At 68.8% G+C, this 22,345-nt stretch carries 14 protein-coding genes and 6 pseudogenes; 11 read left to right on the forward strand and 9 right to left on the reverse strand.

Annotation, left to right across the window (positions count from 1 at the left end; genetic code table 11):
* Positions 1-184 precede the first annotated feature (184 nt).
* The 3 genes and pseudogenes from AB0946_RS27670 to AB0946_RS27680 all read left to right on the forward strand — a co-directional run bounded on the left by AB0946_RS27670 (position 185) and on the right by AB0946_RS27680 (position 1,704).
* Positions 185-817, forward strand: coding sequence for an MBL fold metallo-hydrolase (locus AB0946_RS27670; RefSeq protein WP_366763353.1), 633 nt, complete (start codon positions 185-187; stop codon positions 815-817).
* Positions 818-824: 7 nt separating this feature from the next.
* A pseudogene (locus AB0946_RS27675) lies at positions 825-1,249 on the forward strand (transposase); the annotation flags it as partial.
* A gap of 62 nt (positions 1,250-1,311) precedes the next feature.
* Positions 1,312-1,704: an ATP-binding protein gene (locus AB0946_RS27680; protein WP_366763354.1), complete on the forward strand. Its 393-nt coding sequence runs from the start codon at positions 1,312-1,314 to the stop codon at positions 1,702-1,704.
* A gap of 2,302 nt (positions 1,705-4,006) precedes the next feature.
* On the opposite strand, the gene trxB is transcribed toward AB0946_RS27680, so the two are convergent.
* Both trxB and AB0946_RS27690 read right to left on the reverse strand, forming a co-directional pair.
* Positions 4,007-4,999 (reverse strand): thioredoxin-disulfide reductase, encoded by a 993-nt coding sequence (trxB, locus tag AB0946_RS27685; RefSeq protein WP_366763355.1) that lies wholly within the window; start codon positions 4,997-4,999, stop codon positions 4,007-4,009.
* A gap of 599 nt (positions 5,000-5,598) precedes the next feature.
* Positions 5,599-6,250 (reverse strand): annotated as a pseudogene (locus tag AB0946_RS27690) (gfo/Idh/MocA family oxidoreductase); the annotation flags it as partial.
* Positions 6,251-6,781: 531 nt separating this feature from the next.
* Here AB0946_RS27690 and AB0946_RS27695 point away from each other — a divergent pair.
* A complete protein-coding gene (locus AB0946_RS27695) occupies positions 6,782-7,819 on the forward strand; it encodes an MBL fold metallo-hydrolase (protein WP_366763356.1) in 1,038 nt (345 codons plus the stop codon).
* A 103-nt stretch (positions 7,820-7,922) separates the two neighbouring features.
* On the opposite strand, the gene AB0946_RS27700 is transcribed toward AB0946_RS27695, so the two are convergent.
* On the reverse strand, positions 7,923-8,378 hold the full coding sequence (locus tag AB0946_RS27700) for a hypothetical protein (protein WP_366763448.1): 456 nt from the start codon (positions 8,376-8,378) through the stop codon (positions 7,923-7,925).
* Positions 8,379-8,381: 3 nt separating this feature from the next.
* Between AB0946_RS27700 and AB0946_RS27705 the strand changes: the two genes are divergently transcribed.
* Entirely contained in the window at positions 8,382-9,656 is a 1,275-nt protein-coding gene (locus AB0946_RS27705) for an IS701 family transposase (RefSeq protein ID WP_366763440.1), read from the forward strand.
* A gap of 352 nt (positions 9,657-10,008) precedes the next feature.
* Here AB0946_RS27705 and AB0946_RS27710 read toward each other — a convergent pair.
* A pseudogene (locus AB0946_RS27710) lies at positions 10,009-10,116 on the reverse strand (IS5/IS1182 family transposase); the annotation flags it as partial.
* Between AB0946_RS27710 and AB0946_RS27715 the strand changes: the two are divergent.
* From AB0946_RS27715 to AB0946_RS27725, 3 genes and pseudogenes are all read left to right on the forward strand, one after another.
* A pseudogene (locus AB0946_RS27715) lies at positions 10,109-10,257 on the forward strand (IS5/IS1182 family transposase); the annotation flags it as partial. The pseudogenes AB0946_RS27710 and AB0946_RS27715 overlap by 8 nt on opposite strands.
* A gap of 213 nt (positions 10,258-10,470) precedes the next feature.
* Positions 10,471-11,916 (forward strand): aldehyde dehydrogenase family protein, encoded by a 1,446-nt coding sequence (locus AB0946_RS27720; RefSeq protein ID WP_366763357.1) that lies wholly within the window; start codon positions 10,471-10,473, stop codon positions 11,914-11,916.
* Between the two features lie 235 nt (positions 11,917-12,151).
* Positions 12,152-13,308, forward strand: a pseudogene (locus tag AB0946_RS27725) (IS3 family transposase).
* Between the two features lie 163 nt (positions 13,309-13,471).
* On the opposite strand, the gene AB0946_RS27730 reads toward AB0946_RS27725, so the two are convergent.
* Positions 13,472-14,221: an SDR family oxidoreductase gene (locus AB0946_RS27730; RefSeq protein ID WP_366763358.1), complete on the reverse strand. Its 750-nt coding sequence runs from the start codon at positions 14,219-14,221 to the stop codon at positions 13,472-13,474.
* A 394-nt stretch (positions 14,222-14,615) separates the two neighbouring features.
* Between AB0946_RS27730 and AB0946_RS27735 the strand changes: the two genes are divergently transcribed.
* Both AB0946_RS27735 and AB0946_RS27740 read left to right on the forward strand, forming a co-directional pair.
* On the forward strand, positions 14,616-15,203 hold the full coding sequence (locus AB0946_RS27735) for a TetR/AcrR family transcriptional regulator (protein WP_316768582.1): 588 nt from the start codon (positions 14,616-14,618) through the stop codon (positions 15,201-15,203).
* 636 nt (positions 15,204-15,839) lie between these two features.
* The gene (locus tag AB0946_RS27740; RefSeq protein WP_366763359.1) at positions 15,840-16,238 is read left to right on the forward strand and encodes a VOC family protein; all 399 of its coding nucleotides are present in this window, start codon (positions 15,840-15,842) and stop codon (positions 16,236-16,238) included.
* Positions 16,239-16,500: 262 nt separating this feature from the next.
* Here the strand turns inward: AB0946_RS27740 and AB0946_RS27745 are convergent, their stop codons facing one another.
* The gene (locus AB0946_RS27745; RefSeq protein WP_366763360.1) at positions 16,501-17,328 is read right to left on the reverse strand and encodes an alpha/beta hydrolase; all 828 of its coding nucleotides are present in this window, start codon (positions 17,326-17,328) and stop codon (positions 16,501-16,503) included.
* Between the two features lie 342 nt (positions 17,329-17,670).
* Between AB0946_RS27745 and AB0946_RS27750 the strand changes: the two genes are divergently transcribed.
* On the forward strand, positions 17,671-19,158 hold the full coding sequence (locus AB0946_RS27750; protein WP_366763361.1) for an FAD-dependent monooxygenase: 1,488 nt from the start codon (positions 17,671-17,673) through the stop codon (positions 19,156-19,158).
* A gap of 9 nt (positions 19,159-19,167) precedes the next feature.
* Here the strand turns inward: AB0946_RS27750 and AB0946_RS27755 are convergent, their stop codons facing one another.
* The 3 genes and pseudogenes from AB0946_RS27755 to AB0946_RS27765 all read right to left on the reverse strand — a co-directional run bounded on the left by AB0946_RS27755 (position 19,168) and on the right by AB0946_RS27765 (position 22,337).
* Positions 19,168-19,740, reverse strand: a complete 573-nt coding sequence (locus tag AB0946_RS27755) for a hypothetical protein (protein ID WP_366763362.1) — start codon at positions 19,738-19,740, stop codon at positions 19,168-19,170.
* 1,192 nt (positions 19,741-20,932) lie between these two features.
* A pseudogene (locus tag AB0946_RS27760) lies at positions 20,933-21,094 on the reverse strand (DUF952 domain-containing protein); the annotation flags it as partial.
* A gap of 10 nt (positions 21,095-21,104) precedes the next feature.
* Positions 21,105-22,337 carry a sigma-70 family RNA polymerase sigma factor gene (locus AB0946_RS27765; RefSeq protein WP_366763363.1) on the reverse strand — a complete coding sequence of 411 codons (1,233 nt, stop codon included), beginning with the start codon at positions 22,335-22,337 and terminating at the stop codon, positions 21,105-21,107.
* Positions 22,338-22,345 lie beyond the last annotated feature (8 nt).

The raw sequence follows: 22,345 nt of genomic DNA on the forward strand, positions 1-22,345 counted from the left end.
CTCCCCGCCAACGCGGGTGTGCTCCGGCCAGACCGCACCGGTCGCAGCGTGAACCGTGCGAGGCCACCTTCGCCCTGGACGCCCTCAGGCGCGGGGGAGCGTGCCACCTGAGCCACGCCACGACCAGCCAAGCGGCCCGAGCTGGGACCACGCAGATCAGGGCCGGGCGGCGCAGACTGGGAGTATGAGGCTCACCAAGAGGGGACATGCCTGCGTACGCCTGGAGAAGCATGGCGGCGTCCTCGTCATCGACCCGGGCCTGTGGAGTGAGGAGGACGCGGCGGCCGACGCGGACGTCATCCTCGTCACACACGAGCACTTCGACCACTTCGACGAGGAGCGGTTGCGGGTCGGACTGGAGGCGAACCCGGCGGCCGGGCTATGGGCGCCGGCGGCCGTCGCCGACCAGGTCGCCGCCGCTTTCCCCAATCGGGTGCACACTGTTGGTCACGGCGATGCCCTCACCCTCGCCGGCTTCGACGTCCAGGTGCACGGCGAGTGGCACGCGGTGATCCACCCGGACATCCCGCGGATCACCAACGTCGGCTATCTGGTGGACGGTTCGGTCTTCCATCCCGGCGACGCGCTGACCGTGCCGGACCGATCCGTGGACACGCTGCTACTGCCCGTACAGGCGCCCTGGAACAAGATCTCCGAGGTCATCGAGTACGTACGCGAGGTGGGGCCCCGGCGCTCCGTCGACGTGCACGACGGGCTGCTCACTGACCAGTCCCGGCCCGTCTACGACACATGGGTTGGCGATCTCGGCGGCGCGGAGCACCTGCGATTGGCGCGGGGGGAGAGCATCGACGCCTAGGTCGTGTCTGACGGAGCGGATCGCGCCGCTGCTGCCGGGTGCCGACGGGCGGGATCGTCCGTGACGTGATCACCGGCAGGTGGTCAACGGGGTGCTGTGGCGGTTGCGGACGGGGGCGCCGTGGCGTGACCTGCCCGAACACGTGCAGGTCTGCGACGACGCGTGGGCCGGGTGGAGTGGACGGTGTCGGTGGACTCTCCCCGTTACCGGGCCCACCAGCACGCCGCCGGCGCCCGCAAGAAAGGGGAACAGAGCGGGACGAACTGGAGGATCCGCACCGCTCGGCGGCGCGGCAGGCCTCGGCCGGTCCTGGCGCGGGCTGACCACGAAGGTCCACCTGACCGCGGCCTGCCGCTGTCGATCGTGCTCACGTACGGCCAGACGGCGGACGCCACCGCCTTTCTCGCGGTGCTGGAGGGCATCCGCGTCCCGAGCTCAGCTGTCCGGCGAGCCGGTGCTGCCGGAGGCGGTACTGAGCGAGGTCGACCGCCTCGATGTGGCGATCACGACGATTCTGCGCGCCGCGCGCACGGACGGACGAGGGGACCCAGTGCGATCTGCGCTCCTCCGCACGGCAGGCGATCGGCGGTCGCACGGTCGAGGTCGCCTTTCCCGCGAAGATTGAGGTGGCCGTGGCGCCCGACGTCGCCGTGTCACCGCTGTCACCCCTGGAGAGCGGCCCGCGGCACGCGCGGTCCCGTGTGTGGATCACCGCGCGCGACCAGGGCGACGTGATCGTGGTCGACGTTCTGGACGACGGCCCCGGGTTCGATTCCGCGGACGTCGACCGGGTCTTCGAAGCGGGTGTGACCGGTGGCGCCGGGTACGGGCTGGGGCGCGGTCCCGAGGGTTCGATGTCGTCGTGGCCGAGCTTCGCCCTGTGGTGAACGCGGCACGGACTCGCCGGGCGGCCGGAAAGCGGCGAGGAAGCGCGGAGGTGGAGCGCACGGGAGGCGACCGGCGCGGGCGCAGCGGGTGGGGCTGCGCGGCCCACCCGGGCGGGACGCGGGCGAAGGACAGGGGACGGCAGGCGGCCCGGCCTCCGCAACGGCGGGCGGCACCCCGGACGGGCGGCGGTCAGGCGCCGCACGGGCGGGACGACCGGGCACGGCCGGGCCGCCAGGACGCCACGCAGCTCGGTGCAAGCCTCCGGACGGCCAAGGGCTGGCGCGGCGCGGTGGGCGAGACGGCCGGGCCGCCGACGGGCGGCCGGAGGCCGGGCACGGGGGCCGACAGCCGGAAGCGGGGGCCCTTCCGGCCGCCGGTCCAGGGGGGGCCGGTGCGGCGGGTGGCCGGCCACGGGACGGCACACGGGCGCAGCGAGAGCGGGGACGGCAGGCACGGGCAGCGGGGCGGGGCGGGGCGCCGGTGGGACAGCCGGGCGCATGCGGGCCCGGGGGGCGGCAGGCGCAGCGGAACGCGGCGCGGGCAGACCACCAAACCGCCGGCGGCTCAGGGGCCTGCCCGGCCGGGGCCCGCACAGGCCCGGCCAGCGGCATACGGCCCAACACGGCACGGTGGACGCGGCCACCGCTGGGGCGGCCAGGTGGAGGCGGTGGCGGGATCGGTACAGCCGGCTCGGCCCACGCGGACGGGACGCGGGCAGGGACAGGAGGGACGGGCCAGTACAAAAGCACGGCACTGGCGCGGCCGGGCGGCGGCGACAGGCAGCATGCGCGCGGCGGCAGGAAGCCGGCGGCGGGTCCGGGCGGACGGTGACGACAGGAACCGGCAGGCGCCTGGATCAGTAGCCGATGGCCCGATGGCTCACGGCCGACAGTCGACGGCGGCCGACGTAGCGGCCGGGCCGCGGCGGCCAGTGATGGCCGGTGGCCGACAAGGCGGGCGGGGCCCGTGACAGTGGCAGGCCGCCGCCGTCCGGCACGAGGCCGCCGACAGAGGCGGCGACGGCCCACGGCCGAGGAATGAGGCAGAGGCGGCCGTGGCGGGCGCGGCAGGGGGGCGGCCGGACATCAGGCCGGCGGCGGAGGTGACTGAGGCAGGCCGCCCGGCGGCGCTGCCGGGCGGAGACGGGCGGCGAGCGGCAGCGCGGGAGTTGGGCAGTGAAGGCGGCAGGGCGGCGGCCCGGCAGTACAGCGGTCCGAGGTGAGGCCCAGGAGCACGGCACAACCTCGCCGCACGGACCCATCGGAGCAGCGCGGGCGCCCGGCACAGCGGGCGGAGCGCGGGCGGGCCGGGCGGAGGCTCCGGGCACCACAGGGGCAGTGCACGACCGCTTGAGGCAGCCGACCGGCACAGGTGCGGGCTCCAGAGGCACGATACAAGCGCGCGGCGGCCGGCCCGCGGGCGGTACGGGAGCGAGGCAGGGACGGCCGACCTGGCGGAGCGCCGGGGACCGCAGGGGCGTACGGCAACCGCGCGGAGCCGGAAGGCACCATACGGACCGGCAGCCGGCAAACGCCCGGAGCGCGGGCCGGGGCGAGACGGCACACAGCGCGGGATCCGCGGCGGGTGACTGCCAGTTGCGCGGACGGCGGGAGCGGGTCGGCAGCCGAGCCGGAGGGACAGCCGGGCGGCTCGGTGGGGACGACCGCGGACGGTGAGCCGCAGGACGGACAAGCCGGACGACGCGAGGCTCGGGGCCTCCAGGCACACGGAATTGAGACGGGGTCGGGACTGGCGGCGAGCCGGGGACGGGAGGAGACCGGCACTCCAGCGGGACCGCGGGACCGGCGCGCCGCAAGGGACGACCACGGCGCCAGGGGCGGACTGCGGGAACCGGCAGGCAGGACGATCCGGGCGCCCGGTTCCCCCGGCATCGCCCTCATCTCGACCAAGGCCGACGTCCTGGTCGAGGTCCTGCTCGGCACCCGCCCGCGCACGCCCCTCCTCCGCCGACCTCTGAACGCTACGGTGACCCGCGCTTCGGCCCCCAACCTCGCGGCGCACCAAGAGGCGTCAGGACGAGCCGAACCGGCCGGGTCCCGGCAGAACTGCCTCCGCCTACGGGACGGGCCATGCACAGGAACAGCCGCAGCTGCGCCGCGCCGCCTCCACCGCAGGCAAGCAGCTTCCCGCCGCGGCGGTACGAGCGGCAGTAGGGGTCGCCGGCCCCTTGCTGACGCCCACTCGTCCCGCCTGCGACGGCTGGCCTGCACGGCGTCACCGCCGTCCTCCGGGGACTCGGACCCAACCATTCTCACGAAAACGGACGGTACGTCGCTATCGCTAACGTACGAGTTCTGCGACGGCCATTGCCTCCACCCGAGCTTCCTCACAACTCTGGCAGTCTTTGAGAGCGTCCAGATAGCGTTCCGCATCCAATGCGGCGCTGCAGCCAGATCCTGCCGCGGTTATTGCCTGACGGTACTGGTGGTCAACAACGTCACCGCAGGCAAATACACCATCCACGTTCGTACGCGACGAGCGTCCGTCCACCGCTATGTAACCGGCACTCGTCAGCGCTATTTTCCCTCTTACGAGTTCGGTCCGCGGTTCATGTCCGATTGCCACGAATATGCCGCTGGTGGGCCATTCTTCCTCTTCTTGTCCGTCGGGGTCTCGCAACCTGACGGCGGTGACTTTATCCTCGCCCACGATGTCGACCACTTGCCGATTCCACAGCACCGTGATCTTTTCGTTGCGCTTTGCTCGATCTTGCATTATTTTGGATGCTCGAAAGGCGTCTCGCCGATGGATGACCGTGACAGAGTTGGCGAACCTCGTGAGGAAGGTCGCTTCTTCCAGGGCGGAGTCGCCACCGCCTACTACGACCACGTCTTTTCCCTTGAAGAAGAAGCCGTCGCAGGTAGCGCACCAGCTCACTCCTCTGCCGGAAAGGCGTTTTTCGCTCGGCAGCCCAAGCTCCCGGTATCGTGAGCCAGTAGCAAGGATGACCGTGCGGGTGGCGTACTGGGTGCGTGCCGTATCGAGCACAGTCTTCACATCGTCTTCAAGATGAACACTGGCGACATCGTCTGTGACGAATTGGGCCCCGAACCTTTCGGCCTGCTGCCGCATCTTGTCCATGAGGTCGGGGCCCATGACGCCTTCTGGGAAGCCCGGGTAATTCTCGACGTCCGTCGTGTTCATCAGCGACCCACCGGCGGAGATGGAACCCTCGAACACGAGGGGCGCCAGGCCCGCCCGAGCAGCGTAGATCGCCGCGGTGTATCCGGAAGGACCGGACCCGATGATTGCGACATCGCTGACTGCGACCATGTCAGAACCTTCTTCACCTGTCGGCCGTTGTATGTCACGCCGAGAAGGAGCTGGCGAAATTTGGACAGCCTGCTGTGCGAGATGCACGTTCCATAGGTGATGGTCAGACATATTCACGCCATTTTGCTCGCGTCGCCTGTCAGGCCGCTTGGGGGTCCTCGCAGTTTCGCGAGCCTCGGCAGCTCGGACGGCCCCTTCTTCCGACAGAGGCAGCCCCGCGTACCGAATCCGCTGCCTCCATGGTGCCTGTCCTCACGCTAAGCCCGCGACCAAACGGTCGCACCTCAAGTCATCAGCACCGAGGCGCAGCACATCTCGTGAGGCGCGACAACATCAGCTTGCGAGAGACGGTCCGAGAGGCGGGTACCCGGGCAGCGAGGTCCGGCGCGGTGGGGACGCGCGGCCCGTAGTGGGTAGGTCATCTGCCGGGGCTGGCCGGCGTTCCGTCCCGGCGACCAGCGTCGCGGACGGAACCGGCGGCACCCTGCCGATCGGCATGCCTCCGCCGGGACATACCCCTCCATCCAGGGTCGCCGGTTTCTCCGGCTGGAGTCGCTGGACGCGGCATGAGCGGCGCGGTCCGCGCGACTCTCGCTACGAACCGGTCGGCATACCTCGTGGTTCGATGCCCGCGGTCTCGTACGTCGACGAGTTGTCGGGGCCGAAGCGTTCGACATGGGTCAGAACTTCGGGCGCCTTCACGGCGCCGGACAGCGATGCCTGGGTGACGGTGCCGTTCTCGTGCTCGCGGGTCAGCTCGAGCCATCGGCGGGCGTCCCCGGTGCCGCGGACCGTGGTGAGCGGGCCGACGGCGGCGTCCAGCAGGTCGAGCAGCTGCGGACCGAGGTCCAGCAGCGCGCCGTGCCCCAGACGCCAGCCGGTGGCGAACTCACCGCTCAGGACAGCGCCGTGCAGGTAGTGGGGAGCGGGCGCCGGAGACGTCGAGACGGCGGGCAGCCGTGAGGAAGGCGCGGGTGGCGGGGTGGTAGCGCTTGGAGAACCAGTTGCGCGGTCGCAGCCGCCTCCGCGACTGCTGCCGCCACCCGCCGGGCCGCCGTCAGGTCCGAGCCGAGCGGCTTTTCCAGCAGGAGCGCCTTGCGTTTCTTCGTGGCGTAGGGAGGAGTTCGGCCGGCACCGAGGGCGGCACCGCGAACGCCACCGCCTCGCAACGATCGAGCAACTCTGCGCCTGCCTGGCGCCAGATGGCGCGGCGGTTCCCCGCGCCGCATCCTGCCGACGCGCCCCGACGGCGGCGACCAGCCGGGGCTTCGGCCTGGCCTGCCAACACGGGCACGCATGGCGCGCACCAGGATGGACCCGAACGGCTCGCTGAAGCATTTCGGGCACCGGCAGGTCCCGGTCACTCATCGTCGAGGCTCGCTGCTTCCGGAATGCGTGCCTGAGAGGTTGACGACGTCTGGGCATGCCGCGCAACCGACAGGCCGGGCCGGGTGATTGCCGTGCCCGGTTACGTGGGGATCGACATCTGCGACGCCGCCGACACCGGCTGACGATGGCAAGGCCAAGAACCACGGCAATCGGACGGCCCTCCCCAAGTGCACCGCTCCGGCTCCGTCCGCCGCCGGCCATGAGGCCGACGCTGTTCTCCCACCTGGGCTGGGTGAGTCCGCCGGTCCCGCTCTCGCCTGGTGTGGGCACCCTGTCGGCTGCAGCCCCGGCGTCAAGCCGCTAGCGTGATGGGTACGTTTTGGTCATATTTGCTCGAGTGTGCCCACGGCGCGCGGTGAGTGGGCAACCGGGTTCATGAGAGGAGCACTCCTCATGAAGCGGAAGACAAAAACGCCCGGGGTGGCAGTGACCGTCGCGGTCGTCTCGGCGTGCGCACTCAGTGCGTCGCCGGCGCTCGCTTCGGATGACGCCCACCCGCTCGGTGCTTACGACATCATTGCGCCGCCTACGCTCAAACCGGGAAACCTCGGCGTGCTCAGTGCGCAGAACGAGCAGAAAAATCCGTACGATGTGATCAATGCCGCCGCCGCTCGGGACCCCATCACCGTCACCCGACTGAGGGGAAATATCAACCTGCTTCAGGGGTCGGGCGGCAATATAGGCGTGCTGCCGACGGGTGATCATGGTGCCTTTATGGTGGACGCCGGCGTGGCCGTATCTCGCCAGAAAATGGAAAAGACCCTCAAGAACCTGGGGGTCTCCCATATCGGAGACCTGGTGAACACACACTGGCACTTCGACCACACGGGCGGAAACAGCTGGGCCCACGAGTACGGGGCAAGAATAATTGCCACGCCGAACACTCTGCGCGACCTGAGCAGCACCATCCGGGTCGAGGAGTGGTCGCACACCTTCACTCCGATCCCGCCCAGCGCTCGTCCGACTGTGACCGTCTCCTCGGAAAAGACGTTCAGCGCCGGTGACCAGCCGGTGCAGCTGCGCCCTTACAGCCCTCCCGGTCACACGAATGGTGACCTCTCCGCATACTTCACCAAGACGAACGTACTCTTCACCGGTGACACATACTGGAATGGTCTCTACCCGTTCATCGACTGGGAGACCGGAGGCAGCATTGACGGAATGATTCAGGATGCCAATCAGAACATCGCAATGGTGGATGCGAACACAATCGTCGTGCCCGGGCACGGTCCCATCGGCAAACGCGCCGATCTGGTGCAGTACCGCGACATGCTTGTCTCCATTCGCAACCGCGTCGCCGATCTCAAGCATCAGGGCCTCACAGTCGAACAGATCGTTGCGGCCAAGCCCACCCAGCCCTTCGACGCCAAGTGGGGGCAGGGCCTCATAGGTCCGGACCTCTTCACAAAGCTCGTCTACCGCGGCGTGTAAGCCTAATACTCCAGCTGTATACCGTGATCTTGCTGGTCGGCTATCAGGTCCCGGGCCGAACTGATCCCGGTCTCGATTGGTCCGGTCCGATGCCCTTGCTGTCTCAGCTGGACTGGTCAGAGGAGGGGCTGGTGCTGCTGTCCGTGCCGTAGAAGCGGCCTTGGTCGCACAACGCGTCGATCTCGGCGTTGTCTTCTTCGCTCAGTTGTGCATCCAGCGCGACGCTGATGACGCGTCGGGCACGGGCCAATCGCCGGGCGACATCCCAGTCGGCGATGAATGTGCCGACGGTGTACTCGTCGGCGGTTCCGGATGCCTGGCGGGATCCGAGCCGGTCGAGGGAAACGACGAACTCGTTCAGGTCCTGCAGTACTGCGACGACCTCGCTGACGGGCATGCGGATCTCAGGGGAGGACATGTCCATCAGCCGATTCAACTCCAGAGCTGGTTCTCGGGCCCAGATCCTGATCTTGCTGGTCGGGCCGGTCAGGGAACGGGTGCGGCCACCGGTGATCATCGGTGTGTGAAGACAGAAGATCAGGCGGTGGCCGCAGGTCACAGCATAGATCCTGCCCGCTGGCAGAGAGCGTTCGAGGCCCTGACGGGCAGTATCGCGGGACGGTTGGTCCGGGTGGAACCCCGGCGCCGGGCACGGGCGTTCGTGCTCGGACTGTTGTCGGACCTGCCGCGCAAGAACTGCTGGACACTCGCAGAGCAGGTCGGGGACGCGAACCCGTACGGTCTGCAACACCTGCTGTCGAGGGCCAAGTGGGATGCCGACGCGGTACGCGATGACATCCGCGGCTTCGTCGTCGAGTACCTGCACCACGAGGATGCAGTGCTGGTCGTGGACGAGACCGGCAACCTGAAGAAGGGCATGGGCACTGTGGGGGTACAGCGCCAGTACACCGGCACCGCCGGGCGCATCGAGAACTCCCAGGTCGCCGTCTCCCTTGCCTATTCGACTCCGCTCGGGCACGCGGCGATAGACCGGGAGCTATATGTCCCGCGTTCGTGGACCGAGGACACAGCCCGCTGCCGGGCCGCCGGAATACCCGACGACGTCAGCTTCGCCACGAAACCAGCCCTCGCAGTCCGTATGATCAACCGCGCGCTGGACGTCGGCATCCCCGCATCCTGGGTGGCCGGCGACGAGGTCTACGGAGCCAACCCGCATCTGCCCACCGCCCTGGAGAAACGGCAGGTCGGCTACGTACTCGCCGTCGCCCGTGACCACCAGATCACCACCCACGCGGGCACGTTCCGCGCCGACGCCCTGATCAAGAAGCTGCCGCGGAGAGCCTGGCAGAAACTCTCCGCCGGCGCCGGGGCCAAGGGGCACCGCTTCTACGATTGGGCCCTGGCCGACCTCGCCGACGACCGACCTGGCCACCACCAGTTGCTCGTCCGGCGCAACCGACGCACCGGCGAACTCGCCTTCTACCGCTGCTACTCAGCCGCCCCGGCACCGCTGTCCACCCTGGTGCACGTCGCCGGACGCAGATGGACCATCGAGGAGACCTTCCAGACCGGCAAGGGCCTAACTGGGCTGGACGAACACCAGGTCAGACGTTGGACGTCCTGGCACCGCTGGGTCACCCTCGCGATGCTCGCCCACGCCTTCCTCACCGTCGTCCGCGCTGACGAACACGCCCGCCACCCGAAGCCGGACGGACTGATACCGCTCACCTGCAACGAGATCCAGCGCCTGTTCACCGTGCTCGTCGTCCGGCCCATCCAGGGCACGGCCCACCGGCTCGACTGGTCCCACTGGCGACGCCGTCCCCAGGCTCGATCCCAGGCCAGCCACTATCAGCGACAAGCCGCCCAGACATGAAAATCGCGATCCACAGCTGGAGTACCAAGGACGGGCCGCGGGCCCCGTCGGCAGCGGCCCGTCCTTCGGTCGTCTCGGCCTGCCGGCACGACAACGGACGGGAGAGCCGTCAGGAGCGTTCGCGCTTGCGGCGCAGACCAACAAGAATCAAGAAGTCCTGTCCCGAGGGCCGTCATGGCAGCAGCCGCCCAGGCTGGTCGTGTACGACTCGCCCGTACTGGCCAGCTGAGCAGCCGCCTTGCCGGATACCTGCTCGGTCGCGGCCCCGTCGACGAGATCTGTCACCGCATCCGGGTGGGACACCGGAGCGACGTGGGAGGAGTTGACCTCAACCGCGGTGTCTTCGGCAGCCCTTGTCGCGCAGGACGTGTGAGGGCCGCACCCGGGGCCGTCCCGGACCCATCCTGGGCACCCGGATCGCCTCCATCACGGTGATGAACTGGGTGCGGTCGTCGGTGTTGCTCGACTCCGCGATCGTCCGCGCCCACCAGCATGCCGCCGGCGCCCGAAAAGGGGGCTCCGCAACCCGGAGCTCGGACGCTCCCGAGGCGGCCTGACCAGCAAGGCTCACCTGGCCTGCGACGGCGCCGGCCGCCCGCTCCCCTTCACCGTCACGGGCGGTCACCCGAACCTGCATCAGACCCGAGTTTCCGGCCGAGGGATGGGCGATCGGACTCAAGGCTACCTTCGGGCATGCGCGTGCATGCGATCACTACACCACGTACAAGTCGTCCGTCACCTCGGCGGTCCTACGGTGTAGCGGTTGGCGGACGAACGTCAGCGCACCTTCAGACGTAAAGGGCCATGACCGGACATGATTTCCACCCGCGCTTTCTGGCTCGCCGGCCGTCCGGCCAGCGGTGAGACGACCTTGGCTGTTACCTCCCCCTGGACCGGTCAGCTCATCGGAGAGGTCGGTGTGCCCACCGACGAGCAGGTGGAGGAGGCGGTGGCGGCGGCGTATGCCGTTCGCGATGATTTCGCGGCTACTCCCGCATATGTTCGTGCCGCCGCGCTCGACCACGTGAGCAAGCGCCTTATGGAGCGCAGCGAGGAGATCGCGCAGCTCATCTCCGCGGAGAACGGAAAGCCGATCAAGTGGGCTCGCGTAGAGGTCGGCCGTGCGGTGTCCGTGTTCCGCTTCGCCGCGGAGGAGGCCCGCCGCTTCAACAGCGGTGAGGCCCAGCGGCTCGACACCGACGCCGGCGGCCAGGGCCGACTGGCGCTCACCCGCCGCTTCCCGAAGGGCGTTGTGCTGGGGATCACGCCGTTCAACTTCCCGCTGAACCAGTGCGCCCACAAAGTCGCCCCGGCTATCGCGGCCGGCGCCCCGATCATCCTGAAGCCGGCGCCCGATACTCCGCTCTCGGGCCTGATCATCGGTGACCTCCTTGCCGAGACCGAACTGCCGGCCGGTTCATGGAGCATCCTGCCGGTCGCCAACGACCGGATGCCGGGGCTGGTGCAGGACGAGCGCCTGCCCGTCATCTCGTTCACCGGCTCCGAGAGGGTCGGGTACGCCATCATGGACTCCGTTCCCAGAAAGCACTGCACGTTGGAGCTCGGCGGGAACGGTGCTGCCGTGGTGTTGGCGGACTTCACGAGCGACGAGGATCTTGACCGGGCCGCCGCGCGCATCGCTACGTTCTCCAACTACCAGGGCGGACAGTCCTGTATCTCTGTGCAGCGTGTGATAGCTGACGCCGCGGTGTATGACCGGCTGTTGCCGCGTATCGTCGCAGCCGTCGAATCTCAGGTCACCGGGGACCCTTCGGATGACAGAACTGATGTGGGTCCGCTTGTCAGTGAGGACGCAGCGCGCCGCGTCGAGTCATGGGTCGACGAAGCCGTCGGTTCCGGGGCCTCGCTCTATACGGGCGGCAAGCGGGAGGGCGCCTCGTACACGCCTACGGTCCTCGCGGATGTTCCGGCAGACACGACCCTGGCCTGCGAGGAGATCTTCGGGCCAGTTCTGACGGTACTCAAGGTGTCCAGCGAGGAGGAGGCTTTCGCGGCCGTGAACGACTCCAAGTACGGGCTGCAGACAGGGGTGTTCACACGCAACCTGCAGGCTGCCTTCCGGGCACATCGGGCTCTGGAAGTCGGCGGCGTCGTGATCGGCGACGTGCCCTCCTATCGCGCCGACCAGATGCCCTACGGCGGGGTCAAGCAGTCTGGTGTCGGCCGCGAAGGAGTGAAGTTCGCCATGGCGGACTACACCTATGAGCGTGTGCTGGTCCTCACCGATCTTTCGTTGTAGTAGGGCGCCCACAGCCCTCCGGGAGCCGCGTCCTCGCCGCTCGTTCACGCCGGAGTTCAAGGTCGAGATCGTCGAGCTGTGCCAATGCGGTGACCGCGCGGCCGGCCAGGTCGCCAAGTCAGGCTGATCCTTTCGAGTGGACACCCCGACAATGGATCTTGATGGTTCAGGGAGGGATGTCCAGGGGGGACGCAGGTCTCCGTAGCCGGAGGCGTCCAGGCAGAACGCTGTCGCGCTGTACCGCGCCGCGGCCGGGAAGCGGACGTACGGGCGGTGGCCGCGGATCTCGGCATCGCCGCCGAGTCGCTTCGGACCAGGGCGCGCAAGGATGAGGCCCATGCCGCGCCGGAGGACCGCGATGGCGGAGGGAACGCGGCGGAGGAGCCGGCCCGGCCGCGGGCGGAGGACGCCCGGCTACTCAAGGCCGAGCAAGGGTGGCAGCTGGCAGGCGAGATTCTGCGCAGGGCAGCGGCCTATTTCGCCCGAGAGGTGAAGTGAGCCCCCACCGCCGGGACTTCATCTCCGAGAACCGCGCCGACTTCGGCGTGCAGCGGATCTGCCGGGTGCTCGGAGCGTCCCGTGCCGGCTACTACCGCCATCTGGCCACCGAGCAGGCCCACGCCGAGCGGCGGGCCGGGGAGAGGCGGGCCGTGAGCGAGATCCGCGCCATCCACGCCGACACCAGGGGGCGTACGGGGCTCCGTGCGTCCATGTTGAACTGCGTGCGAGGGGACGGAAGATCAGCCGCAAGCGCGCACCCTGCTGATGCGGATCAACCACGTCGTCGGCCGGCACCTGCGGAAGAAGGAGCCGACGGCGATCGCGGACAGGACCGCGCCGCCCGCGCCGGATTCGGTCATGCGCGACTTCACCGCGGACACGCTGAATAGAAGGTGGTGCGGCGACATCACTTACATAGCCGTCGGCTCGACGTGGCCCTATCCCGCCACAGTGATCGACAGCTGCTCCAGGAAGGTGGTGGGCTGGTCGACTGCCGATCACATGCGCACCTCGGTGGTCACCGACGCGATCGAGATGACCGTGGCCGCCCGCGGCGGCCGGGTTCGCGGCGTCGTTTTCCACACGGACAGAGGCGCCCGATACAGCGCGGGCGCCTTCGCCGATGTCTGCCGCCGACATGGCATCCGCTGCGGCATGGGCCGGGTCGGCTCAAGCTACGACAATGCCCTCGCCGAGGCGTTCTTCCAAGGCCTCAAGCGCGAGTTGCTCCACGGAAGGCACTGGACCTTGCAGGCACAGACTCGGCTGGAGCTGTTCCGCTGGCTGTCGTACTACAACCGGCGCTGTCGGCATTCCGCGCTCGGCTACCTCACACCAGCCGAGTGCGAACAGCAACTGACCACCTCACATACGCTGTCACTCGTCGCATGAAACCCGGTGTCCACTCCCAGGGATCAACCTCAGGTTCCGGAGGCCATCGTTTGCGTACACGCTGGCGTGGCTGCGCCCGCCCGTTACGTTCGGTGTGATCGCGACGCGGACAGGGTGACTGTCGTCTTCGCCGGGACAGGCACAGCGCATCCTCTTGCGACGATCAGATCTGGTTGAGTCCGCCATCCACGAACAGCTCGGATCCGGTGACGAAGCTGCTCTCATTGCCGGCCAGGAACAGTGCGGCAGCAGCGGCCTCGTCCGGGTGCCCCATGCGACCCAGCGGAATCTGACTGGCGAAGGCGTCCCTCATCTGTGCGGCCTGGTCGGCATCGGCAGCCAGGCCGTTGATGCCCGGGGTCACGATCGGGCCGGGGACCAGGGTGTTCACCCGGATCGCGCGGCCGCTTAGTTCGTTGGCCCAGGTGCGCGAGAAGGAACGGACCGCGGCCTTGGACGCGGCGTACACGCCAAAGGCGGCGCCGCCTGAGGTTGCGGCAGTCGATCCGGTCAGGATCACCGACGCGCCGTCGTTGAGCAGCGGAATGGCCTTCTGAACAGTGAAGAGCATTCCCCGTACGTTGATGTTGAAGGTGGCATCGAAGTGCTCCTCGGTGACCTGCTCAAGAGCAGCGAACTCACCGCCGCCCGCGTTGGCGAACAGCACGTCGATGGGCTGGCCTCGCTCGGCGACAGCCGCGTAGAGGCGGTCGATGTCCGCGAGATCCGCGACGTCGCCCCTGACGGCGGTGGCTTCGCCGCCGATCTCGGCCAGCGCGGCGTCGAGGGCCTCCTGCCGGCGGCCGGTGATGAACACGTGGGCGCCTTCACGTGCGAATCGCTTGGCGGTGGCCAGTCCGATTCCGCTGTTGCCTCCGGTGATGACTGCCGTCTTCCCGTCAAGCTGTCCCATGATCGTTTACCCCTGTCCGGTGCGAACGCCAGAAGTCGTGCACCAAGTGTCACTGCGGCTTTACAGTCCGGAGCGGATGACCCCGGGCCCGGTTATGGACTATACGGTAAAGAACCCCCTTGTGGACCGCACGGACAAAAACGTGACCACGGGCACGCTGTCGAGGCGCGACCGGGCGGCCGGCGCAGACCTGTCCGCGAGGACGCGGGGGCACCTCTGACGGAGAGCCATGCATTGCGCGCCCCCTGTCGCCCGGCCTCACCCTGCACGGCGGCCGCCCACGGCGGCGAGGCGGGGAACGCCCAGGTCCTCCCGCGTCACCGCGAGCGACCGGGGCCGTGCTGCGTGCCCGACGATATGGACCGATAGGTCAAGAAGAACGTATGCTGTGGCCATGGGACGACCGCGGAATTTCGATGACAACCAGGTACTGGAGTCTGCGCGCGAGCAGTTCTGGAATCAGGGGTACGCGGCTACATCGCTGCAGAACCTGACGGACGCCACCGGACTGGGCAAGGGAAGTCTGTACGGCGCCTTCGGTGACAAGCGGCAGCTGTTCTTGCACGTACTGGACGGCTACCGCGAGGAACAGCTGAACGGCGTCCGAGCGGTCCTCACCGGGCCCGGGACGCCCTTCGAGCGCCTGACCCTGCTCGTTGAGGGGGTGGCCAAGGGATTCACGGAGGACCCGCAGCGCCGCGGCTGTCTTCTGGTCAACAGCACGTCCGAGCTGCACAGCAACGATCCGGATGTAGTCTCCCGAGCCCGGACCACCTATCAAGCGGTCGAAGATCTTCTGATCGCCTGCGTGAAGGAAGCCCAGGACGACGGGACGGTCGAACCGAGCGCGGACGCCCAGGAGCTCGGGCGACTGCTCCTCGCCGTCATGCAGGGCATCGAGTTTCTCGCCAAGACCGACATGGACGGCTCAGCTCTGCTGCAAATAGGCCAGGCCGCCCTCAAGCAGCTGTCCCGGCACTGAACATCCTGCGGGTCGGCATCGTCCACAGGTGATACGCCGACAAGCAGCGACCAGGGTGGGCCCGCCTGGGATCGGCGCGCGAGCGTCCAGCACACCTGCCCTTCGCACGTTCCCACGAGTGGCCCGGCCGCCCGCCCCAGCACAGTTGCCGCCCCAGCGCTTTGGTCATGCCTTTGAGCGGGCCCTCTTCGGCCGTGCGGCTGCGCCATCGACTGCGCCTCACCATGGCCGGACGACGCTCTGGCAGCCGACGGCGCCGGACCGTTTCACACGAGCGCTGCGGGCGGGCTCTGCAGAGTTCCCCACAGGACCTTGTTCGCGGTTCTCTTTCGCATGCCGACGGCGCGGCGAGCGCTTGCATTGATCCACTGACTTCGCAACGCATTCGACATACGTTCTTGACTGTACGGTCCATATGACTTACGTTCGAACTGCGAGCCTTGGATTCGCTACTGCAACGGGCACCGGAGCGGCGGCTGGCAGGTACAGACTGTTCCGCTGCACGGCAGGGAAGCGCCGGGGCGGACTGCGCAAGGGTCTCGCGTGCCCCCTCCGCAAACGACTGCACACGCCCAACGAAAAGCGATCACCATGACCAGCCCTCCACAGCCGCTCTTCACCTACAGCCTTCACAATGTGACGATTTCCGTCAGTGACCTCGACGCGTCGATCCAGTGGTGGAATCGGGTGTTCGGCCTCACCCTGGTGGCGAAGTCCCGCTTCGACGCCATCGGAGCGGACGTCGCCTTCTTGGAGGGGCCCGGTTTTCGGCTGGAGCTCCTTCAGCCCGCAAACGGTGTGCGGATCCCTGAACTGACGGCAGAGCCCCCCGCCCACATCCGCCCGATCGGCAACAAGGCCCTGGTCTTCCGTGTCGAGGACCTCGACACGGTGACCCGCACCTTCCATGATCTGGGGGTGACGACCGTCTGGGAACAGATGGACCTCGGCGACGGCAGTATCTCGACCGCGATCCGTGACAACGACGGAAATCTCATCAACGTCTTCCAGCAGGGCGCAAGCCCGGTCGGCTGACACGGCGAACCGATCAACCCGGCCGCCGAGCCAGATTCAGCCGCTCCTGACGGAGTTGTCCGGGCCTGGTTCGGGGGCGCCGCCGATCGCCGCCGCTGCCTAACGCAGGTTTGGGGTGGCCGGCTGGCGAATGCCCTTTGCGCATGCGGCCAACGCGCGGCCTGTCGGGCGATGAGCCGGCCCTCCCGGGCGGCCAATTCACAGCGCCGATTCCCAGCAGCTCCAGCGGCAGTGCTGCCATTCAACGGGGTGCGAGCCGCCGCTAACTCCGCGCGAACTCAAGCAGGTCTTTGTTGAAGATCTCGGCGTACTTGGGCACCATCGCAAGGCCATGAGGTGCGCCCTCGTAGACCTTGTACTGCGCGCCCTTGACGATCTTGGATGATTTGGCGCCCGCGGAGACGATGGGCACGATCTGGTCGTCGTCGCCATGCACGATCAGTGTCGGCACATCGACCTTCTTCAGGTCCTCGGTCGTGTCCGTTTCGGAGAACGCCTTGATGCAGTCATAGGCGCCCTTGATGCCGACTGTCATGCTCCAGAGCCAGAACTCGTCGCGCGTTCCCTGGGAGACGGTCGAGCCCTCACGGTTGGCACCGTAGAACGGAGCACTGAGGTCCTTGTAGTACTGCGAGCGGTCCGTGAGCACACCCTGGCGGATCTCGTCGAACACCTCGATCGGCAGGCCCTCGGGGTTGGCTTCCGTCTTCAGCATCAGCGGCGGGATCGCGCCGAGCAGGACCAGCTTGGCGACCCGTGCCGTGCCGTGCCGGCCGATGTAACGGGTGACTTCGCCCCCGCCGGTCGAGTGCCCGACCAGAATGACGTCGTGCAGGTCTTCGGTTTCGATGACCGCGGCCAGGTCGTCGGCGTACGTGTCGAGGTCGTTGCCGTCCCAGGGCTGACCGGAGCGGCCGCCACCGCGCCGGTCGTGAGCGATGGCGCGGAATCCGTTGTCCACCATGAGCTTCATCTGGGGGTCCCAGGCGTCGGCGGTGAGCGGCCAGCCGTGGGAGAAGAGCACGGGCTGGCCCGAGCCCCAGTCCTTGTAGAAGATCTGCGTGCCGTCCTTGGCGGTGGCGAAGGGCATGGTTGCGCTCCTCTCGATGTCCGCTCGCGGGCCCCTACATCACGCCTCCGGGATGTGACGGGAAAGCGGCGCCGCATGAGGTCAACGTTAATTGCGGGGCGGCGATTCAGCGCGTGTGGAACCACCGTTTCGGTACGAGTGGAACGATCGTTGCCTGACAGGCGAGGCGGTGGTCTGTCTCGTACGGTGGTCCTTGCGGTCAGGAGAATTCACCGGTTACGCCACCCGAGCGAACTCCGGGCACAGTCACCCACCTGCCCTGAACCTCACCCCCGGTGGCGGGCGGAAGCCAGGTGATCACGGGTCGTTACTACTCGTTCTGTGACACGCGGAGGGCAGGACATGGGATCCGACGTTGAGGTGCTGGTCGTCGGTGCTGGTCCAGCGGGGTTGCTGCTCGCAGGTGACCTGGCCGAGGCCGGAGTGCGCTGCACCGTGGTGGAACGGCGAGAAGGGGAATCCCAGCTGACACGCGCATTCGCCGTTCACGCCCGAACGATGGAGCAACTGGACGCCCGCGGCCTGGCCGACGACCTGCTTCTGACCGGCCTCCGCAACCCGATCTTGCAATTTCTGCGGATCGATCTGTCGCACCTGCCGACCCGTTACCCTCACGTGCTCGTGACGCCCCAGTACAACACCGAGCGACTGCTCCTGTCCCGCGCCCTGACACACGGCGTGAACATCATGCGGGCTCACGAAGTGACTGGCGTCCAGCAAGACCCAAGCGGTGTCGACGTCACCGTGAAGACACCGGCCGGCACTGAACACAGCCTGCGCGCAGACTTCGTCGTCGGCGCAGACGGACGAAACAGCTGCGTGCGCCAGTCCCTCGGCCTCCCATTCCCCGGGCGCTCCGCCGTTCGCTCCATGATGCTCGCAGACGTCCGGATGGCTGATCCGCCGAAGAAGCCGCCCACCGTGGCAGCGACCGGAGACGCCTTCGCCATTGTCGTCCCGTTCGGCGACGGCTGGTTCAGGGTCATGGCCTGGAATCGCCACCACCCCATGCCCGACGACGCATCGGTCGATCTGGAAGAAATCAAAGACGTCGCCCGCCAGGCGCTCGGCAGCGACTTCGGCATGCACGACCCTCGCTGGCTCTCCCGATTCCACAGCGACGAACGCCAGTCACCCCGCTACCGAGTAGGCCGAGTATTCCTCGTCGGTGACGCCGCCCACGTCCATTCTCCGGCCGGTGGCATGGGCCTCAACACCAGCATCCAGGACTCCGCAAACCTGAGCTGGAAACTCGCAGCCGTTCAGCGCGGCCGCGCACCAGACACGCTGCTCGACAGCTATCAGAACGAACGGCACCCGGTGGGACGCCGGGTTCTGCGGATGAGCGGGGCACTGCTCCGCGGCGTCCTCACCACACCACGGGCATTGTGCGGCCTCCGTGACCTGTCAGCGCGTACGGTGCTGCAAACCCGACCAGTGGCCCGACGGCTGGCCATGGCAATCTCGGGAATCGACATTTCCTACGCCGCCGCGGCCGGCGCGCATCCCCTTGTCGGGAAGCGGGCACCTGACGTCCCCCTCAGCGACGGACGCAGACTCTACGAAGCCCTCCGTAAGCGACGGTTTGTCCTTGTCACACCGTCCGGCACGGAGCGCTTCCCCTCACTGATCACAGAGTGGGCCGACGAGGTGGAGATCGTATCCCCGAAGGGCGCTACCAAAAAGAGCGTTCTGGTCAGACCAGACGCCTATATCGCATGGGCCATCTCGGACGAGTCACCTGAACATCGCATCGACGCGGCCCGTAAGGCATTGACCGAATGGTGCGGCACACAGGGCTCCAGCTCTGAAGCCCCGTCACCCGACTAGGGTCTGTCGTCAAGTGATGCCGGCCGCGCCCCACACCGGGTCGAGCCAGTCCTCGGCGGTCGCCCGGTCGGTGGTGGCCGGGCACAGCACGAACGGCGCGACCAGCACCCCCTCGGCGAACAGCTCCTCCAGCAGCGCGCGCCGCGCCCGGTAGGGCTCCTCCATCAGCGGGCCGTCGGCCGTGTCGAGGACGTCGAACACGATCAGATACGCCGGCGCGGTCCGGGCGGCCTGCCGGGCACCGGCGCCGCGGCGGCGAACACGGGCCTGAAGCCGGCCGAAGTCGAGACGGCCCTCCTTGGCGACGACCAACTCGCCGTCCAGGACCACCGGTGCGTGCAGGGCCCGGCCGGCAGCCGTGATCTCAGGGAAAGCACTGCTGAGGTCGGCGCCGTACCTCGACTGCAGGTACGCGCGACCAGGGCCCGCGAAGAGCACCGCGCGGTAGCCGTCCGGTTTCTGCTCGAAGGCCAGTCCGCCCGGCAGCGCCCGCTCGGGCGGGGCCTCCAGCACGAGGATGGCCAGCCGGGCGCCTTCCGGTGTCGGGCGGCCGGGCGGCGGACGGCCAGCAGGCGGGGACAAGCCCCGGGGGGAGGCGGCGCAGGCCGCGGGGCAGCCAGGTGGAGGCGGTGGCGGGAGCGGCACAGCCAGCTCGGCCCACGCGGGCGGGATGCGCGGGAACAGGGGGCGGCCCAGGACGAAAGCATGGCACCGGCGGGGGCGACCGGGAGGCCGGCGCGCGGCCGCAGCGACGCGGCCGGCTTGCGGCAGCTCGCTGGCCCGGGGCGCACAGCCGGCAGCGGCTCGGCGCAGCCGAGAACCGAGATCGACGGGGCGGCAGCAACAGGCGCATGGACTCGGCGGCAGGAAGCCAGCCGCGGGTACGGGCGGATGGTAGTGACAGGAACCGGCGGGCGCCCGGACCGGTAGCCGATAACCCGACGGTGCTCACGGCCGACAGCCGAACGTGGTGGCCAGTGGCCGACGTGGCGCGGGCGCAGCGGCCGGCACCAGCACGGCGGGACGGGCGCGGGTTCGCCGGGCGGCCGGGGAGCGGCGCGGAGGGCGGCGGCGGGCACGGACAGGAGGCGGCGCGGCACGGGCGCATCGGGTGGGGGCGGCGCGACTGCAGGACAGGGGCCGGCAGGTACTGTCGGCCGGACGCGTCGAGGTCGTAGGCCAGGAGCCGGGCCACCGGCGACGTTGGGGCTTCCCTCACCGGACTGTTTCCTCACCATCGCCGACCCGGATCACGTGTCCTGCCGAGTGGCCCGTGGGTGGCGGGGCGCAGGTCCCGGAAGAACGCGGTGATGTCGGCGGCGAGCAGGGCGGGTGACTCGTGGGCGGCGAAGTGTCCGCCGCGGGGCATGTACGCGTAGCGCGTGCGGTGGTACGTCTACTCGGCCCAGCTCCGTGGCGGTTGGGCGAGGTCTGCAGGGAACAGGGCGCGGGGCGGTGGGTGCCTCGCCCCGTCGTACCCGCCGGGTCAGGTGGTGCGCGTACTCGTAATACCGGCGGAAGGACGTGGAGATGGTTGTGGTGAACCAGTAGAGGGACGCCTGGGTGACGAGGAAATCGTCGCTGGAGCATGTGGCCGGGTCGCCTGCGCAGTCGCTCCACGCGCGGTACTTCTCCAGTTTCCAGGAGAGCAGTCCGGTGGGTGAGTCGGTCAGGGCGGGGGCGAGGGTGAGGGTGCTCTGCTGGTGCATGTAGCCGCCCTCCTCCGTCTGCCATGCCGCGGCGAAGGAGAGGTACTTCTCCCCTCCGGGCGTCAGCCGTACAGGAAGGCCGCCACGCGCGGGAGCTGGGCGCGGGTGGAGCAGTGGACGAAGCCCTCCTCCTTGAGAGTGCGGCCACGCGTCGACATCTCGTACGTGCCGGTCAAGCGGGCCGCGTCTCAGAGGGGGCGTTCGGTGATGTGCGTCAGCTCGGGCATGAGCGACACGTTAAGTGATGTCGCCGAGGCGGGCCGCACGAGCCCGGAGGTAGCGCTGTTCGGGGAGGCTCAAGGTCTTGGCGGCGGCTGACTCGTAGGCGGCCCGGGCGGCCTCGGGGTCGCCGGCGCGTTCCAGGAGGTGGGCGCGGACCGAGTCCAGGCGGTGGCCTGTGGTCAACTCCGCTGCGAGCGGGTCCAGTTCGGCCAGACCAGCCTTCGGTCCGTGGACCATGGCGATGGCCACGGCACGGTTGAGGCGTTCGACAGGGCTGGGGACAAGGTGGACGAGGACGTCGTAGAGACCGAGAATCTCGGGCCAGTCGGTGCTGTCGGGCGAGTCCGCCTCGTCGTGGACGGCGGCGATCGCGGCCCTCAACTGGTAGGGGCCAGGGCGGCGTTGGGACAGAGCCCAGGTCACCAAGGCCACGCCCTCCTCAATCGCCGCCTTGTCCCACAGCCCGCGGTCCTGCTCGTCGAGGGGGATCAGTTCGCCCCCCGCCCCGGTCCGCGCGGCGCGGCGGGCGTCGGTGAGGAGCATCAGGGCGAGCAGGCCTGTGACCTCACAGTCGCCAGGCAGCAGGCGGTGCACCGTACGGGCCAGCCGGATAGCCTCGCCCGCGAGTTCGGCCCGCTGCAGGGAGGCTCCGGAGGTGGCCGTGTAGCCCTCGTTGAAGATCAGGTAAAGCGTGTGGAGGACGGTGGGCAGCCGCTCCTCCCAGTGATCGGGGCGGCCGAAACAGGTGCCCTTCACCCGCTGCTTGGCCCGGCTGATCCGCTGGGCCATCGTCGCCTCCGGCACCAGATGGGCGCGGGCGATCTCGGCCGTCGTCAGACCGCCGACGGCCCGCAGCGTCAGCGCGATCTGGGCGGGCGGGGGCAGATCCGGGTGGCAGCAGAGGAAGAGCAGGGTCAGCGTGTCGTCCTCGGAGGGCGCACGATCGGGCCCGGGCGGCGGCACGGTGAAGGCGTCGCGCGGTGTGAGCGCCGCCGCCTTCTCCTCACGCAGCCGCCTCGCCTGATCACTGCGCAGCGCGTCCGTGAGCCGCCGCGAGGCGACCCTGATCAGCCAGCCCCGCGGATTGTCCGGAACCCCCGACTCGGGCCACTGCCCGGCCGCTGCCAGCAGCGCCTCCTGCACGGCGTCCTCGGCGGCGTCGAAGTGCCCGTACCGGCGTACGAGCGCGCCGAGGGCCTGCGGCGCGTGCAGGCGCAGCAGATCCTCGACCTCGCCCGGACGTCTCAAACGTCTCC

The organism is Streptomyces sp. NPDC046870 (assembly GCF_040704595.1).
GTDB lineage: Bacteria > Actinomycetota > Actinomycetes > Streptomycetales > Streptomycetaceae > Streptomyces > Streptomyces argyrophylli.